The 15187-nt window shown below is 68.0% G+C and carries 10 protein-coding genes and 1 tRNA gene; 7 read left to right on the plus strand and 4 right to left on the minus strand.

Going from position 1 to position 15187, the window contains the following annotated elements; translation table 11 throughout:
- Window positions 1-14 precede the first annotated feature (14 nt).
- The 7 genes from OG782_RS16285 to OG782_RS16315 all read left to right on the plus strand — a co-directional run bounded on the left by OG782_RS16285 (window position 15) and on the right by OG782_RS16315 (window position 7994).
- Entirely contained in the window at window positions 15-1079 is a 1065-nt protein-coding gene (locus OG782_RS16285; protein WP_406451579.1) for a hypothetical protein, read from the plus strand.
- Entirely contained in the window at window positions 1070-2011 is a 942-nt protein-coding gene (locus OG782_RS16290) for a glycosyltransferase family 2 protein (RefSeq protein WP_406451581.1), read from the plus strand. The genes OG782_RS16285 and OG782_RS16290 overlap by 10 nt, the downstream gene beginning before the upstream one ends.
- Window positions 2008-2751, plus strand: coding sequence for an HAD family hydrolase (locus OG782_RS16295; protein ID WP_406451583.1), 744 nt, complete (start codon window positions 2008-2010; stop codon window positions 2749-2751). The genes OG782_RS16290 and OG782_RS16295 overlap by 4 nt, the downstream gene beginning before the upstream one ends.
- Window positions 2748-3761, plus strand: coding sequence for an alcohol dehydrogenase catalytic domain-containing protein (locus tag OG782_RS16300; protein WP_406451585.1), 1014 nt, complete (start codon window positions 2748-2750; stop codon window positions 3759-3761). The genes OG782_RS16295 and OG782_RS16300 overlap by 4 nt, the downstream gene beginning before the upstream one ends.
- 18 nt (window positions 3762-3779) lie before the next feature.
- Window positions 3780-4814, plus strand: a complete 1035-nt coding sequence (locus tag OG782_RS16305; RefSeq protein WP_406451587.1) for a hypothetical protein — start codon at window positions 3780-3782, stop codon at window positions 4812-4814.
- An 80-nt stretch (window positions 4815-4894) separates the two neighbouring features.
- The gene (tyrS, locus tag OG782_RS16310; protein WP_406451589.1) at window positions 4895-6310 is read left to right on the plus strand and encodes a tyrosine--tRNA ligase; all 1416 of its coding nucleotides are present in this window, start codon (window positions 4895-4897) and stop codon (window positions 6308-6310) included.
- Between the two features lie 118 nt (window positions 6311-6428).
- On the plus strand, window positions 6429-7994 hold the full coding sequence (locus tag OG782_RS16315; protein WP_406451591.1) for a carbamoyltransferase C-terminal domain-containing protein: 1566 nt from the start codon (window positions 6429-6431) through the stop codon (window positions 7992-7994).
- A 226-nt stretch (window positions 7995-8220) separates the two neighbouring features.
- Here OG782_RS16315 and OG782_RS16320 read toward each other — a convergent pair.
- The 4 genes from OG782_RS16320 to tmk form a co-directional block, all read right to left on the minus strand.
- Window positions 8221-8294, minus strand: a tRNA-Thr gene (locus OG782_RS16320).
- A gap of 119 nt (window positions 8295-8413) precedes the next feature.
- Window positions 8414-9970, minus strand: a complete 1557-nt coding sequence (locus tag OG782_RS16325; protein WP_406451593.1) for an alpha/beta hydrolase — start codon at window positions 9968-9970, stop codon at window positions 8414-8416.
- A gap of 176 nt (window positions 9971-10146) precedes the next feature.
- Window positions 10147-11352 carry a DNA polymerase III subunit delta' gene (locus OG782_RS16330; protein ID WP_406451595.1) on the minus strand — a complete coding sequence of 402 codons (1206 nt, stop codon included), beginning with the start codon at window positions 11350-11352 and terminating at the stop codon, window positions 10147-10149.
- Window positions 11353-11517: 165 nt separating this feature from the next.
- Window positions 11518-14820, minus strand: a complete 3303-nt coding sequence (gene tmk, locus OG782_RS16335; RefSeq protein WP_406451597.1) for a dTMP kinase — start codon at window positions 14818-14820, stop codon at window positions 11518-11520.
- Between the last annotated feature and the right edge of the window lie 367 nt (window positions 14821-15187).

Here is a 15187-nt window from a genome sequence, read left to right on the forward strand (position 1 = left end):
GTAGCCGGACGAAAGTGGTGCATGCACCCGCCCGCACCCCGTATGCCCGCAAGCTCACGAGCGAGCATGTCGAAATCGTCAACGGCACTTCACCGCACGGCACTGAAGCAGTGCCTCGGGACATGTCGCTGCGATGGTTGCTCGAACACAGACCCTTCAACTGGTTCGACGTTCTGCACCTGCACCACGTCGAGTTCGACGACCTGCCGACTCTGAAGTCCGTCCTGTCAGAATGCGCCCGATTCCGCCGACGCGTGATCTTCACTGCGCATGACATCAGCCCTGTCTTCAGCGGCAGAATCGACTACCACCGCAAGCTGCGCGCCCTGGTGGACGCGCGCGTCCCCTTCGTCTGTCTGACCGAGGCGTCAGGGACCGAGATACGTAAACGGTTCGGCAACCGGGTGGAAACCGTCACGATCCCGCACGGGTACGTGGTCTCGCCCACCGCCGTTCCCCGCCTCCGGCCTCCGGGCAGCGGGCATGCGCGGTACTTTCTGTTCGGCTCGCTGCGGGACAACCGCGACATCGCTACAGTGCTGTACAACTGGCGCTTCGGCCGCCACCAGCACAACACCTTCCTGTCGGTGCTGCTCAGGGCGCCTGGCTACATCAACTTGCTGCAGGAGCAAGACCATTGGCCGGCTCTACTCGCTACGGCCGCAGCCGAGCCTCGTCTCCAGGTAGATGTCCTGCCATTCCCCACCGATGAGGAAGTGGCGGAGACGGCATCGGGATGCGATGCCCTGATCCTGCCGTACCGATGGGGATCGCACTCGGGACAGTTGGAACTCGCATTCGACCTCGGACTGGTGCCGGTGGCCTCCGCCGTGGGTTACCTCCGTGATCAGTACCGCTGTCATACGGGAGTAATCGACGAGCCCGTGTGGTTCGACTGGTCCGACGGGGCCGAGTACGCCTACGGAGCCCGCTTCCTCTCCGCGCTCGACGAGGCGGCCGAGCGCCTCCGCAAGGTTCCCCGTCGCGCTCCGTCAGAGGAGTTCAGCGAGCACCGGATCAAGGAGCATGCGGCCATCATGGCCACCTATCTGGAGGTCTACACACGCCCATGGACGTAGATCTCGCAGTGAATGCCAAGGGCGTCAGCAACGCGCTCCCCAGCATCTCGGTGTGCATCCTCAGCCACAACTACGCCCACTTCCTTGGCCAGGCCGTAGAGAGCTGCCTGGCGCAGGAGCCCGGCGACTACCGCCTGGAGGAGATCGTCGTCCTGGACGACGGATCGACCGACCGGACGTTGGAGGTGTGTGCCGAATTCGGCTCTCGGATCCGGGTGATCACTCAGCTGCACCGTGGGTTTGCGGCGACACTGACGGAGAGCGTCCGACAATGCCATGGCGACTGGGTGGCTTTCCTGGACGCCGATGACTGGTTCGCGCCGGCCAAGCTCCGTACCGCGTCCGGCTATCTCCGGACCGGCGCCATGCTCGTGCAGCACTGGGAGCACGTTGTCGATGGTGACGGCAGCCTTCTGGTTCCCGATCCCCACCCAGGCGGCAACACGAGCACCATCATCGTCGACCGTGCTGCTGCCCTGAAACTGCTGCCGGTGACGAACGAGAAGTTCTTCCACGTACTCGACGACCTCGGTCTCGGTGCCCGGATGACGCACCCTCTAACGTTCTACCGGGTACACGGCGACAACATGACCGATCGAGCCACCCCTGGTGTCCACCAGGAATACATGGCGGATGTCTGCGGCGAAATCGCAGTCCGCCTCGCCGAACTTCGGGTCACCCCTCCCCCGTGGGCCAGTCGGAGTGCGCTGGGTCGGCTGACATGGCACTACCGGGCCGAGGCCCGAGCCCACGAGGTAGAAGCAGCCCTGCAACGAGGCCGTCGGCGATCGGCCTGGGGGCCGCTACTACGCGAACTGGTGTCGACCGTGCTGGCGGGCCGCCACTACCGCGACCGGGGCCCCAGCATTCATAGCGTGCTGACCGGCCGCCCCTGCGTCCGCCTGGCCCCGCCACCCCAGGAGGAGCCGTGACCATCCCATCGCCCGGCCCCCGCGCGTATCCGCAGGCGCTGGTGCTCGACCTGTTCGGGACACTGGTCGACGCTCCGACCCGAGCGCAACGACTCGAGGCGGCTGAGACGATAGCTGCGGCCACCGCGGTACCCGCCGACGTCATTGAGCAGGCGTACATCGACAGTTGGGCGGAGCGCCATGATGGACGGTTGCCGACGCTCGACTCGCTCAGCGACCATCTCTGGCAACGCTGCGGCAAAAGCACGCCAACTCCGCAGGACCTGTGCACCGTCCTCCTGCGGCTGGCCACCGCCCGGCTCTCTGCGTCCCCCGACGTGGTTGCCGTCCTGCGGACGCTACGCGAGCGCGGTCTCCGAATCGCGGTGCTCAGCGACGCGTCCGCCGATATCGCCGAGGCATGGCAGGACTCAGCGCTCAGCGAATCCGTCGATGCCGCGGTCTTCAGTTGCCGCGTGGGAGCCATCAAACCGCACATAAGCCTCTACTACGCGGTGACTGGACAACTCGGCGTCGCACCACAGGACACGATGTACTGCGGAGACGGCGGAGGCGACGAACTGCGCGGAGCGACCGCCGCCGGCCTGACCCCGGTTCGCGTCGAACGCAGAGGCGGCCCCTCAACCATTGCCTTCGGCGACAAGCCCTGGCACGGCCCTTCCATCAGCGGCATCGAACAACTACCCACCTTCATGCCGACCTGGCGAGCACCACGACGACCGAAGGAAGGGGATGCATGAAGGCATGGGAAGTACGAGAGGGCGCCCTATCGTGGTCACGCCTGACCTGCCCGGAACCACAGCCGGACCAGACTCTGGTCAAAGTGGCGTTCTCCGGTGTGTGCGGAAGCGACCTGGCCAAGATTACCAAGTCGCCAATTCCCACGCCTGGTCACGCCTGGCGCCCAGGCCATGAAGTCGTCGGCTGGGACCTCAATGCCCATTCCGGCTCTCTTGTGGTGATCGATCCCCTTGTCCCCTGCGACAGTTGCGCGAGCTGCGCGACGGGGGCGATCCATCTTTGCCCGGCCATCCTTCGGCTGGGCTGGGATCTGCCCGGCGGATTCGCAGAGTTCGTCGTTGCACCCCACCGCAACGTACTGCCTCTGCCCGAGGGCGCCGACCCCGCACAGGCCGTCCTCGCAGACGCCCTCGCGGTCGCTATCCATGGCATCCGCTGCGGCTTGTCGCACCATCGTCCTGGAAACCTTGCCATCGTCGGCTCCGGCCCGCTCGCTCTCTGCAGCGCGGCTTACGCCGCTTCCCAGGGCTGGTCAGTGACCGTACTCGTCCGCAACGTCGGCAAGCTGGCCGCCGTGGCCGATCACATAGACGCATCCTTCATATCCCTCCACGAGGCCCCAAAGAACGGATTCGACGCCGTGGTGGACGCCGCGAGCGGCTGGGACGCCCGCCCTCTCGACGCCGCCTTGTCCCTCGTCCGCGACGGCGGCACTGTTCTCGTACAGAACGCCTACGATCCGGGCGTGCGCCTGCACCACGACCTGCGGAACGTCTTCCGTCGCTCGATCACCATCACCGGATCATTCAGCTACTGCCGCCGACACGGCACCGGCGACCTCCCGAAGGCGCTGCAGATGCTTGGCCAGCGCCCGGCATGGGCTGACGTGCTGGTCCAGTGCCGATTCCCGCTCCGTTCCCTGCCTTCGGCTGTCGCGGCCGTCACCACCGGTACGGGCATTCGACCGATCAAAGCCGTACTCGTTGCCGAAGCGGCTTCGCCCGCATGACCTCGCCAAGGAGAGACCGTGACCGCCGAACCCGTACTGTTCTCCGAGGACTACTACCGGAGCATCGTCAAGGAATACGGATACAGCCCCTTCGATCTCCAGAGGTTCGACTTCGACCTGGCCGGGTTGAGCCAGAATGAACTGAACCTACGCTATCTCTGCCATCATGCGGCCGACCGCTATACAGCCGCATCCGCAAGGAGTCGAATCGTCACAACGGGATTCGGAATGTCCGGACCGCCCCACATGGCAACCGCCTCTCACATCATGAAGATGGTGCGCCTGCAAAATGGCGGAGAGAAGTGCCAGATCGTTTTGGGAGATCTCGACGCCTACAACGGTCGCGGACGGTCCTACGAGTTCACCATCGAGCTGTCAGAACGCTTCCGTCTCTTCGCGCAACGTCTGGGATTCGACGAAACAAAGGGAATCCTTCGCAATCAGCGAGACCATAATGAAGCCCTGACCAACATGTATCTGCTCGGGCGATACACTCAGGAGAACGACTTCCTGACCGCCGAGGAGGACAACCACGCCTACTACGTGGCACGCGGCATTGTGGACGCGACCATGACCTTCCGCCGCCGCCTCTCACTTGCCCTGATGGCCTCCGACTTCGTCACCCTGGGCCAGACCCACGAAGCCGTTCTGGTGCTCCTGGGTGTCGACGAGCACAAATACGTACGATTCGCGCAGGAGGTGGCACACCGATTCGATGACGACGCACCTTTGAGTGGCGGCTTCACTTTGGCCGCCTTGTACGCTCGACTCAACTCGGGGTTCAACGGCCATCCGAAATTCTCGAAGAGCATCCCGGGGTCAGGGATCAGCGTCGAAACGCCGCACGACGAAATCCTCCGGCTCATCCAGGAAGACAGCTGCAAAGACCCTGTGTCGTCGCCCGTTTTCCAACTGATGCATCAGATGACCTACTGCCCCCACGAGGATCTCATACGCATCCATCAGGACTGCGCCGAGAACAATCGCCGATGGAATTCAGAGAAGAGAAATTTCGCAGATTTCCTGGTGCACGTTAAAGAGCTGTGGCCATGAAAAGCGCCAGCAACGGACACGTTCCCTCAGGTATACTTCGCCCGTCCTATGAGCGAGCCTTCGATCCATACAGGAACCCCATGACACGCCTTGGCGAATCCGAAGCGCGAGCCCTTGAGCTACTCGCGCAGGACCTCTCCTCCGACAAGACCGTCGAGGACCTTCTGGCCGAGACCAGCGCCAGGCGTCAGCTTGACCTGTCCGACCTCAGTCCCAAGGAGCAGGCTGAGCTCATCGCCGGCCGAACCGTCGGCATTCTGCCCTCGCTGGACTCTCTGACTTCGGCCATCGACATGGCCAGGAGTGAGGGGAGGCCGCTGCGGGTCAAGCTCGGCATCGATCCCACCTCCGCCGATGTCCACCTCGGCCACACCGTCCCGATGATCATCCTCAGCCGGTTCCAGAGGATGGGACACCACATTGTGCTCATCATCGGTGACATCACCGCGAAGATCGGCGACCCCTCCGGCCGGTCCGACGAGCGGCCTCCGCTGACAGACAAGGACATCGCCAAAAACCTGGCCACTTACCGGGACCAGGTGGCACCGTTCTTCGACTTCCAGCGAGCAGACTTCCGCCACAACAGCGAGTGGCTTGCCGAGATCCGACTGCCTGAGCTGATCGGGGTGCTGTCTCAGATCCCCGTATCGATGTCGCTGCAGCGAGAGGACTTCCGAACCCGCCTCGCCAAGGGCCAGGGTCTGGCGATGTCAGAGTTCATCTACGCCGTAGTCATGGCCATCGACTCCGCGAAGATCCACGCGGACATCGAGCTTGGCGGCGTCGACCAGTTGCTCAACATGCAGATGGGTCGCAAGGTTATGGAGATCGCCGGCCAGAAGCCGCAGCTGGTCATCAGCATGCCGCTGATCGAAGGCACCGATGGCACCGGAGCCAAGATGAGCAAAAGCAAGGGGAACTACATCCCTTTGACCGCCGCCTCGGACGACATCTTCGGCAAGATCATGTCGATTCCGGACCGGCTGACTGTGCCATACCTCAAGGCATGGACTGAGTGGACCGACACCGAGGTAGACGCCGCTGTCGCCCGGGTCGAGAACAAGACCCTGCATCCGATGGACCTGAAGAAAGTTCTCGCCGGCGAAGCCGTCGCAGCTGTGCACGGCTGCGAGGCAGCGGCTGCTGCCCGTCGGCACTTCACCTCCCAATTCTCCAAGCGCAGCTTCAGCGACGTCGAGTCACTGCCCGTCGTGGACGCTTCACTCGGCGGCGAATCGGTGGGCGCCGTACTGACCCAGGTGCTGGAGTTCACGCCCAGCATGTCCGCGGGCCGCCGCCTTGCCAAGCAGAACGGTCTCCGCGTCGTGGTGGAGACCGAGGAAGGCCAACGGACGGTGAACCTGTCGGAAGACGACATCGTCCGTCCTCTGCACGAGACCGTGACCGCCGCCCTCGCTGCTGCTGACCTGGTAGGAGTCTCTGACACCGTCTACCTCAAGGTCGGCCGCAAGGTGGCCAAGATCGACGGCGTGTAGCAAAGAGCAGCTGCGCCGAAACCAGCTCCACGCATCAGGCACCAGTGGGGCGTGTTTGTGCATCCAACGATGCACAAACACGCCCCGTACCAGTCGCATTCTGGAGGGGAAGTCCGAAGTGTTGGTATTCGCGCTCAAACCAGGCCACGACGGGACCGTCGCGGTAATCCGCGACCGGCGGCTGCTGTACTCCCTGGAGTCAGAGAAAGACTCCTTCGGACGCTACGCAGCCGTGAACGTCAACACCATCCTCGACATCGCCGAACACGTCGACCAGCTGCCCGACGTTGTGGCCCTCGGAGGATGGCGTGAGCAGGGGGCCATGCGGCATCGCTCGATCGGCGCCGGCTACGACGGACTCGACGCCCTCACCCAGCGCCAGATGCGGTTCTTCGGCAAGGAGGTGCGCCTCTTCAGTTCCTCACACGAGCGCTCCCACCTCATGATGGCCGTTGGTATGGCGCCGCGGGGCGAACACCCGCTGCAGACCGTCCTCGTATGGGAAGGAGACACCGGTGCCTTCTACCTCGTCGACCAACATTTCAAGGTCGTCAAGCACATACCCGTGCTCACCGAGCCCGGAGGTCGCTTCTCGTTCCTGTTCGCCCTCGCCGACCCGAGCTTCCCCGACGAGGGTGCGCTGCCCCGCCTGAATGACGCCGGAAAACTCATGGCCCTGGCAGCCTACGCCAATCCCGAGGACGCCGACGCGGACATCAGCGCCGCCGTAGACCGGCTACTGAAGACCGACAGTGTGTACCCGGCCCCCAAGAGGGACTTCCGCGACTGCGCGCTGTACAACGCCGGCGTGGAGTCCCAAGTGACCAAGACGGCCGCTGCCCTTCTCACCCAGCGGATCTTCACCTTGTTCGCAGACGCAGCCCTCGAACACCTACCGGCTGGCACTCCCCTGCGCATCTCGGGCGGCTGTGGGCTCAACTGCGACTGGAACGCCGAGTGGGCCAACCTCGGCCACTTCTCCTCGGTGTTCGTCCCTCCCTGCACCAACGACTCCGGTTCAGCCATCGGCACCGCGATCGATGCGCTCACCACTATGACCGGCGACCCCTACATCGACTGGAACGTGTACAGCGGACTGGACTTCGTCCACGACACACGGCCAGACCCGGCCTTGTGGCAGCGCACCTCACTCGATCATCGAGCACTGGCACAAGCCCTCGGCCAAGGACGCGTGGTGGCCTGGGTCCAGGGCCGCTGGGAGATCGGGCCCCGCGCACTGGGTAACCGCTCGCTGCTGGCCGAGCCGTTTCGGCAGGACACCAAAGACCTCCTCAACACCATCAAGCAGCGCGAGACCTACCGCCCCATCGCGCCGTGCTGCCGAATCGAGGACATCGACACAGTCTTCGACGGAGCTTTCGAAGACCCCTACATGCTGTACTTCCGCAAGGTCAGGCGTTCCTCGACCGTCCAGGCCGTCACGCACGTGGATGGATCCGCCAGGGTCCAAACCGTCAGCCGCGACAGCAATCAGGAACTTCACGTCCTGCTCTCTGCGTTCGCCGCCGAACACGGTGTCGGAGTCCTATGCAACACCTCCCTCAACTTCAACGGCCACGGGTTCATCAACCGCATGTCCGACCTTGTGCGCTACTGCGAAGCACGAGGCATCCACGACATGGTCGTCGGCGACCAGTGGTTCCAGAGGCACCCACGGGTGTGACGGAGTGCCATTCGGACGGCCGCAGCGGCGATGGGTAACGTCGGCGCGGCACTGCTCCCGGCTCTCACGTCCTGGCCACATCTCTGCAGCGCCTCTGCAGAAATGGCCGCGCCTCGGCCTCACATCGCCGTCGGCGGGCTCGCCGCGCGCTTCAACCCCTGCCGGGTAAGGTCACGAGAAAGCAAAAGCCCCAGGTCACGGCGAGTGAGTCCTGAGGCTTAAGCGGAGCCGCCTTCGGGATTCGAACCCGAGACCTACGCATTACGAGTGCGTTGCTCTGGCCAACTGAGCTAAGGCGGCACGCCCTGTCGCACCATGATGCGATCAGTAGCGACGCCAAGTCTACACAGTTTCCGAGGGTGCTCCGCACCACCCTGCCGCAGGCGCGTATCCGCAGGTCAGGTGGAGGATGAGGTGGCTCAGGAGCACTTCTTGCCGGCGGCCGGCGGGGTGCCCTCCAGGAGATACGTGTTGATCGCCGTGTCGATGCAGTCGCTTCCCCGGCCGTACGCCGTGTGGCCGTCGCCCTTGTAGGTGAGCAGGGTGCCGGAGGAGAGCTGGTCCGCCAGGGACTCGGCCCACTTGTACGGGGTGGCCGGGTCGCGGGTGGTGCCGACCACGACGATCGGGGCGGCGCCCTCGGCCTCGATGCGGTGCGGGGTGCCGGTGGCCGGGACCGGCCAGTAGGCGCAGTTCAGGGATGCCCAGGCGAAGCCCTTGCCGAAGACCGGGGACGCCTTCTCGAAGGAGGGCACGGCCTGGGTGACGGCGTTGGCGGTGGCGAAGGCGGGCGGGAGGTCGAGGCAGTTCACCGCGGCGTTGGCATACATCAGGTTCGCGTACGTGCCGTTCGGCTCGCGCTCGTAGTAGCTGTCCGCCAGGGAGAGCAGGCCGGAGCCGTCGCCCGCCTCCGCGCCGGCGAGCGCCTCGCGGAGCTGGGGCCATGCCGTCTCGTCGTACATGGCGGCGATGACGCCCGTGGTGGCGAGGGATTCACCGAGCTCGCGGGACTCCCCCGTCGGGATCGGCTTCGCGTCGAGATCGCTGAACAGCTTCTTCAGGGCGGTCGCCGCGTCGGCGGCCGACGTCGTGCCGAGCGGGCAGTCCGCCTTCTTCACGCAGTCCGCCGCGAAGGACTGGAAGGCCGTCTCGAACCCCGCGGTCTGGTCGCGGTTCATCTCGGCCGACGGGAGCGAGGGATCCATCGCCCCGTCGAGGACGAGGCGCCCGGTGCGGCCCGGGAAGAGCTCGGCGTACGTCGCGCCGAGGAAGGTGCCGTACGACGCCCCGACATAGTTCAGGTGCTCGTCGCCGAGCAGGGAGCGCAGGATGTCCATGTCACGGGCCGTCTCCACGGTGGAGACGTGCGGAAGGATCTCGCCGGAGCGCTCCTCGCAGCCCGTGGCGAACTTCTTGAAGGCGCCGCTCAGCTTCGTGACCTCGACCGCGTCGTCGGGGGTCTGGTCGACCTGGGTGTAGGCGTCCATCTGCGAACCGGTGAGACATTCGACGGGTTCGCTGCGCGCCACCCCGCGGGGGTCGATGGCGACCATGTCGTAACGGGCACGCACCTGGGCCGGGTAGCCGATCGCGGCATAGCCCTGGAGATAGCCGATGGCCGATCCGCCGGGGCCGCCCGGGTTCACCAGCAGGGAGCCGATCCGTTTGCCGGGGCCGGTGGCCTTCTTGCGGGAGACCGCCAGCTTGATCTCGCCACCGTCCGGCTTCGCGTAGTCGAGCGGCGCCTTCATCGTGGCGCACTGGAATCCGGTGACACCGCAGTCCCGCCAGCTGAGCTGCTGTGCGTAGAAGGGCTTCAGCGCCGCGGGCACGGCGGAGGCGGAAGCGGAAGCCGAGGCGGCCTGCGCAGAGGACGAGGTACCCGACGTCGAACTTCCGCTGCTGCAGCCGGAGATGAGGAGGCCGGCAGTGCCGAGCACGAGGGCGAGGGTGCGGAGCGGGCGCCTGGTGTCCATTCCCGGAGCGTAGTCGCCGAGCGGCGACTCGCCCGATTCCCAGCTCTTTCGGGTGATTCGGCAGTCCGTGGCCGATGGGGGTCAGTGACCATGGGTCCACGCCGATGGGGGTCAGTGGCCGATGGTCCGTGGGGGTCAGTGACCAATGGGCCGGTGGATCTCCGTGGCCGGCCGTGTCAGCCCGCGCGCAACGCCATCGTCATCGCCTCCACCGCCAGCAGCGGGGCCACATTGCGGTCCAGTGCCCGTCGGCAGGCGATCACCGCCTCGATCCGGCGCAGAGTGCGCTCGGGTGTGGACGAGCGTGCGATGCGGTCGAGGGAGTCCTCGGCGTCGGCATTGGCGATGGCGATCCGCGAGCCGAGCTGCAGGGCGAGCACATCGCGGTAGAAGCCGGTCAGCTCCGTGAGCGCCAGATCGAGGCTGTCGCGCTGGGTGCGCGTCTTACGGCGCTTCTGCTTGTCCTCCAGCTCCTTCATCACCCCGGCCGTGCCCCGCGGCATCCGGCCGCCCGCGGAGGCGCCGAGCGCGGCCTTCATGTCCTCCGTCTCCTTGACGTCGACCTCCTCGGAGGCCTGCTTCGCGTCATCGGTCGCGGTGTCGATCAGCTCCTGCGCCGCCTTGAGGCAGCCGCCGATGTCCTCGACCCGCAGCGGCAGCTTCAGGACCGCGGCCCGGCGGGAACGGGCCCGCTCGTCGGTGGCGAGGCGGCGGGCCCTGCCGATGTGCCCCTGCGTGGCACGGGAGGCGGCCGCGGCCCGCTCCGGATCGATGCCGTCGCGCCGGATCAGGACGTCGGCGACGGCGTCGACGGACGGGGTGCGCAGCGTGAGGTGGCGGCAACGGGAACGGATCGTGGGCAGTACGTCCTCGAGCGAGGGTGCGCACAGGAGCCACACCGTACGCGGCGCGGGCTCCTCGACCGCTTTCAGCAGCACATTGCCCGCGCCCTCGGTGAGGCGGTCGGCGTCCTCCATGACGATGACCTGCCAGCGCCCGACGGCCGGCGAGAGCTGGGCACGGCGGACCAGCTCACGGGTCTCCTTCACACCGATGGAGAGCAGATCGGTGCGGATCACGTCGACATCGGCATGCGTACCGATCAGGCTGGTGTGACAGCCGTCGCAGAATCCGCAGCCCGGCGCCCCGCCCAGGGCGCGGTCCGGGCTGGTGCACTGCAGGGCGGCGGCGAAGGCGCGCGCGGCGGTGGAGCGTCCGGAGCCCGGGGGCCCGGTGAACAGCCAGGCGTGGGTCATCTTCGAGCCGGGCGGCACCGGCTCTCCCGCGGAGATGGCGGTGACCAGTACGTCGGCGTCCCGGGCGGCGGCACCGAGCTGCTCCTGCACCCGGTCCTGGCCGACCAGGTCGTCCCATACGGACATGAGGTCATCGCCCTTTCGCTGGTGTGCGTCGATCCGCTTCCCATTGTGGGGGACGGTGCTGACAATCCCGGCAGACGGAAGTCCGGCGCCGGACCGGAGGCCCGACGCGGTCGGGGGGCCTCGCGTGTTCGCGCGGCCCCCCGACGTCCCGTTCCTCGTCCCTGATCAGCGGCGCGGGCGGCGTCCCCGGCCCGAGGACTCGGGGCCCTCGTCGTCGTGGTCGCCGAGCAGTTCGTCCGCGAGCGTCGGCAGATCGTCCAGCGGGGTCTCCTCCGCCCAGTCGGGGCGGGGGCGCCGGGACCGGCCGGAGCGCTCCTGCTGGTCCTGGACCGGCTGCCGGTCGGCGTGCGGGTCGGTGATCTGCGGCAGCTCGCGGGTGCGCTCGTTCTCGCCTTCCGGTACGGAGCCTGCCGGGCGCTCGTCCCGGAAGATGCCCCGCGGCACCCGGTCGACGGGATCGGCGTCCCGTACGGAGTCCCGTCCCGCGCCTCGTCCCGTGTCCCGGAACTGCGGCAGCACCGTCGTCTCGTCCGCCGCCCCCGCCGCGTCCCGTGCACCGGCACGCGAGGACGGATCGACCGTCTTCGGGAGCATCGCCGTCTCGGCCTCGTCCGCGGGCCAGGTGTCGGACGGCGAGGAGAACCGCGACAGGGAGGAACCCGACGGCTGGTCCGCCGGGGAAGGCACCGGCTGGGTGATCTCGTTCGGGTTGACGATCGGCGTCGGCACCGTCAGCTCGTTGTCCGGCACGGAAGGCGAGGAAGGCGAGGACTGCGAGGACTGCGAGGAAGACGAAGCGGACGAGGACTGCGAGGACGCCCGGGACGCCTTCTCAGCCGCTTCCGCATCCGCCTCGGCCTGCGCCTGGGCGCGGGCCGTCTCCGCTGCGGCGGCCGCCTCGGCCTCCGCCTGCCTGCGGGCCGCCTCGGCCCGCAGCAGGGCCTCCTCGGCCTTGCGCTGCTTCTCCAGGCGCCGGGCCTCGGCCTCCTGGCGCAGCCTGGCCTCCTCCTCGGCCTGGCGGCGGAGCCTGGCCTGCTCGGCCTCGCGGGCCGCGTCCTCGGCCTCGACCCGGGCCCGCTCCTCCTCGGCGACGCGGCGGGCCTCCTCGGCGCGCTGCCGGGCCTCTTCCGCCTGGCGTTCGGCCTCGCGGCGGCGCGCTTCCTCCTCCTCGCGGCGCTTGCGCTCCTCCTCCTCGGCACGGAGCTTGGCGAGCTGTTCCTGCCGCTCGCGCTCCAGGCGCTCCTCCTCCGCCTTGCGGGCGGCCTCCTCCTCGGCGAGGCGCCTGGCCTCTTCCTCGGCGGCCTTGCGCGCCTCTTCGCGGGCCTTGATCTCGGCCTCGGAGAGCGGAAGGAGGTGGTCGAGCCGGTGACGTACGACCGTGGTGATCGCCTCCGGTTCCTGGCCGGCGTCCACCACCAGGTAGCGCGTCGGGTCGGCGGCGGCCAGGGTCAGGAAGCCGGACCGCACCCGGGCGTGGAACTCGGGCGGCTCGGACTCCAGCCGGTCGGGCGCCTCGGTGAACCGTTCCCTCGCGGTCTCCGGGTCCACGTCCAGGAGCACCGTCAGATGCGGTACGAGCCCGCTCGTGGCCCAGCGCGAGATCCGCGCGATCTCGGTCGGTGCGAGATCGCGGCCCGCGCCCTGGTAGGCGACCGAGGAGTCGATGTAGCGGTCGGAGATGACGATCGCGCCCCGCTCCAGCGCCGGACGCACGACCGAGTCGACGTGCTCGGCGCGGTCGGCGGCGTACAGCAGAGCCTCGGCACGGTTGGAGAGCCCGGCCGACGACACGTCGAGCAGGATCGAGCGCAGCCGCTTGCCGACCGGGGTCGCACCCGGTTCACGGGTGACGACGACCTCGTGGCCCTTGGCCCGGATCCACTCGGCGAGCGCCTCGACCTGGGTGGACTTGCCCGCTCCGTCGCCGCCCTCCAGGGCGAGGAAGAAGCCGGTCGAGGAAGGGGCGACCGCCGGGTCGCCGCCGCGCAGCGCCTCGCGCAGATCGCGGCGCAGGGGTACGCCGGCGCGGTCGTCCGTCTTCGCGAGGACGATCACGGCGACGGGCAGCAGCAGGGCGCCGGTGAGCATCAGGGTGAACGCCGCGCCGCCGTGGGCGAAGACGAAGTCGCCCGCGGTCAGCCGGTGGGTGCCGATGGCCGCGGCCACCAGCGGGCCGCCGACGGCACCGAGTGCGATCAGGACCCGGACGACGGCCTGGAGGTGCTCGGTGGCCCTGGCCCGGCGGACCTCCTCGGTCTCCTGATCGACGAGGACGTGTCCGGTGTTCGCGGCGACACCCGCCGCGTAACCGGCGAGCACGGCGAGCAGGACGACGGTCGCCGTGTCCGGGACCAGGCCCATCGCCAGGAGCGCGATCCCGGTGACGGCGGTGGCCAGGGAGAGCAGCCGCCGCCTCGACAGGGTCGGCAGGACCTTCTGCGCGGTGCGGATGCCGATGCCCGTGCCGCCGGTCAGGGCGAGGATCAGCAGGGCGAGGGTGGCGGGGCCGCCGCCCAGGTCGGCGGCGTGCAGTACGGCGACAGCGGCCGCGGCCGCGATCGCTCCGGCGACCGCGGCGCAGGTGGCGACGATCAGCGGTACGGCGCCGGTACGGCCCTTGTCGGGTCCGCTCCCGGTGGACGGCCGGCGCAGGCCCTCCAGGGGCGAGCGCGGGCGGGGCGTCGGCGAACCGGGCAGTTCCAGGAAGTACAGGGTGGAGATGGAGGCGGAGAACAGTCCGGCCGCGACGTACGAGCCGAGGGCCGCCTGGTGGAAGGAGAACCAGTCGAGGCCGGAGCCCAGCAGATTGCCGACGAGCGTGGCGACCAGCAGAACGGCCGCGGCGGCGGGCACGGCAACGAAGTCCGTACGCAGCGACAGCCGGCGCAGCGCGTCGAGGTGGTCCGGCAGCGGGCGCACCGCGGCGCCCTCGATCGGCGGGGCGGGCAGCAGCGCGGGCGCTGCGCCGTCCTTCGCGATCGTCCACAGGCGTTCGCCGGCACCGGTGACGAAGACGGTGATCAGGATCATCATGAGCGCCTTGTCGGGCGTCCAGTCGATCCACAGGGGCGCGACGACCAGCAGCGCGAGCCGCAGCCCGTCGGCGCCGATCATCAGCCACCGCCGGTCGAGCGGCCCTCCCGGCGCCGTCAGGGTCGTCAAAGGCCCCAGGAGTACGGCTCCGAAGAGCAGGGTGGAAATAATCCGGGCACCGAACACGGCGGCGACGGCGAAGGCCGCCCCGCGGTATCCGGATCCGAATGAGCCCTCAAGGACCGCCGCTTGCAGCGACAGCAACACCAGCACGAGAAGGGCGAGTGCATCGCCGGTACTGCCGACGAGCTGGGCGCTCCACAACCGCTTCAGCGGGGGAACACGCAACAGTGCTCGTACGGCGCGCTCGCGTGAGTCTGCGGCAAGTGTGTCGGAGGTGGGGCTCACGACCGTTGGCTGCTCGGCTCGCGTCATCCGCCCAGCCTATCGGGAGCGGGGCCATGCCCGGGGTCCGCGTCCGAACATACGACCGTCGACGCACCGATCCGGCCTGCCGCCCGGAACAGTTTCCACCCGCAGAACCCTGCAGAACTACGCAGGATCCCGCAGAACCCCGCCGGCCCCCGCCGGACCCGCAGGACCCGAGGGACCCGAGGGACCCGCAGGACCCGAGGGACCCGAGGGACCCGCAGGACCCGAGGGGTCTCTCCCCCGGCCCCTCCGCCTCATTCAGCCCCTTCGCCCCATTCAGCCCCTCCGGCGTTTGAGGAGCAGGGGTCCGGGGGCGGAGCCCCCGGTTACGGGAAGGGGCGGGGAGGGGACACGGCCCGCCGCAGGCGCC

Source organism: Streptomyces sp. NBC_00876, from assembly GCF_045207435.1.
Classification (GTDB): Bacteria; Actinomycetota; Actinomycetes; order Streptomycetales; family Streptomycetaceae; genus Streptomyces.

Excerpts from the sequence above, each read along its gene's own strand:
- OG782_RS16325 (WP_406451593.1), bottom strand. The coding sequence starts at position 9,970 with ATGGACACCAGGCGCCCGCTCCGCACCCTCGCCCTCGTGCTCGGCACT.
- OG782_RS16330 (WP_406451595.1), bottom strand. The coding sequence starts at position 11,352 with ATGTCCGTATGGGACGACCTGGTCGGCCAGGACCGGGTGCAGGAGCAG.
- OG782_RS16300 (WP_406451585.1), top strand. The coding sequence starts at position 2,748 with ATGAAGGCATGGGAAGTACGAGAGGGCGCCCTATCGTGGTCACGCCTG.
- tyrS (WP_406451589.1), top strand. The coding sequence starts at position 4,895 with ATGACACGCCTTGGCGAATCCGAAGCGCGAGCCCTTGAGCTACTCGCG.
- tmk (WP_406451597.1), bottom strand. The coding sequence starts at position 14,820 with ATGACGCGAGCCGAGCAGCCAACGGTCGTGAGCCCCACCTCCGACACA.
- OG782_RS16290 (WP_406451581.1), top strand. The coding sequence starts at position 1,070 with ATGGACGTAGATCTCGCAGTGAATGCCAAGGGCGTCAGCAACGCGCTC.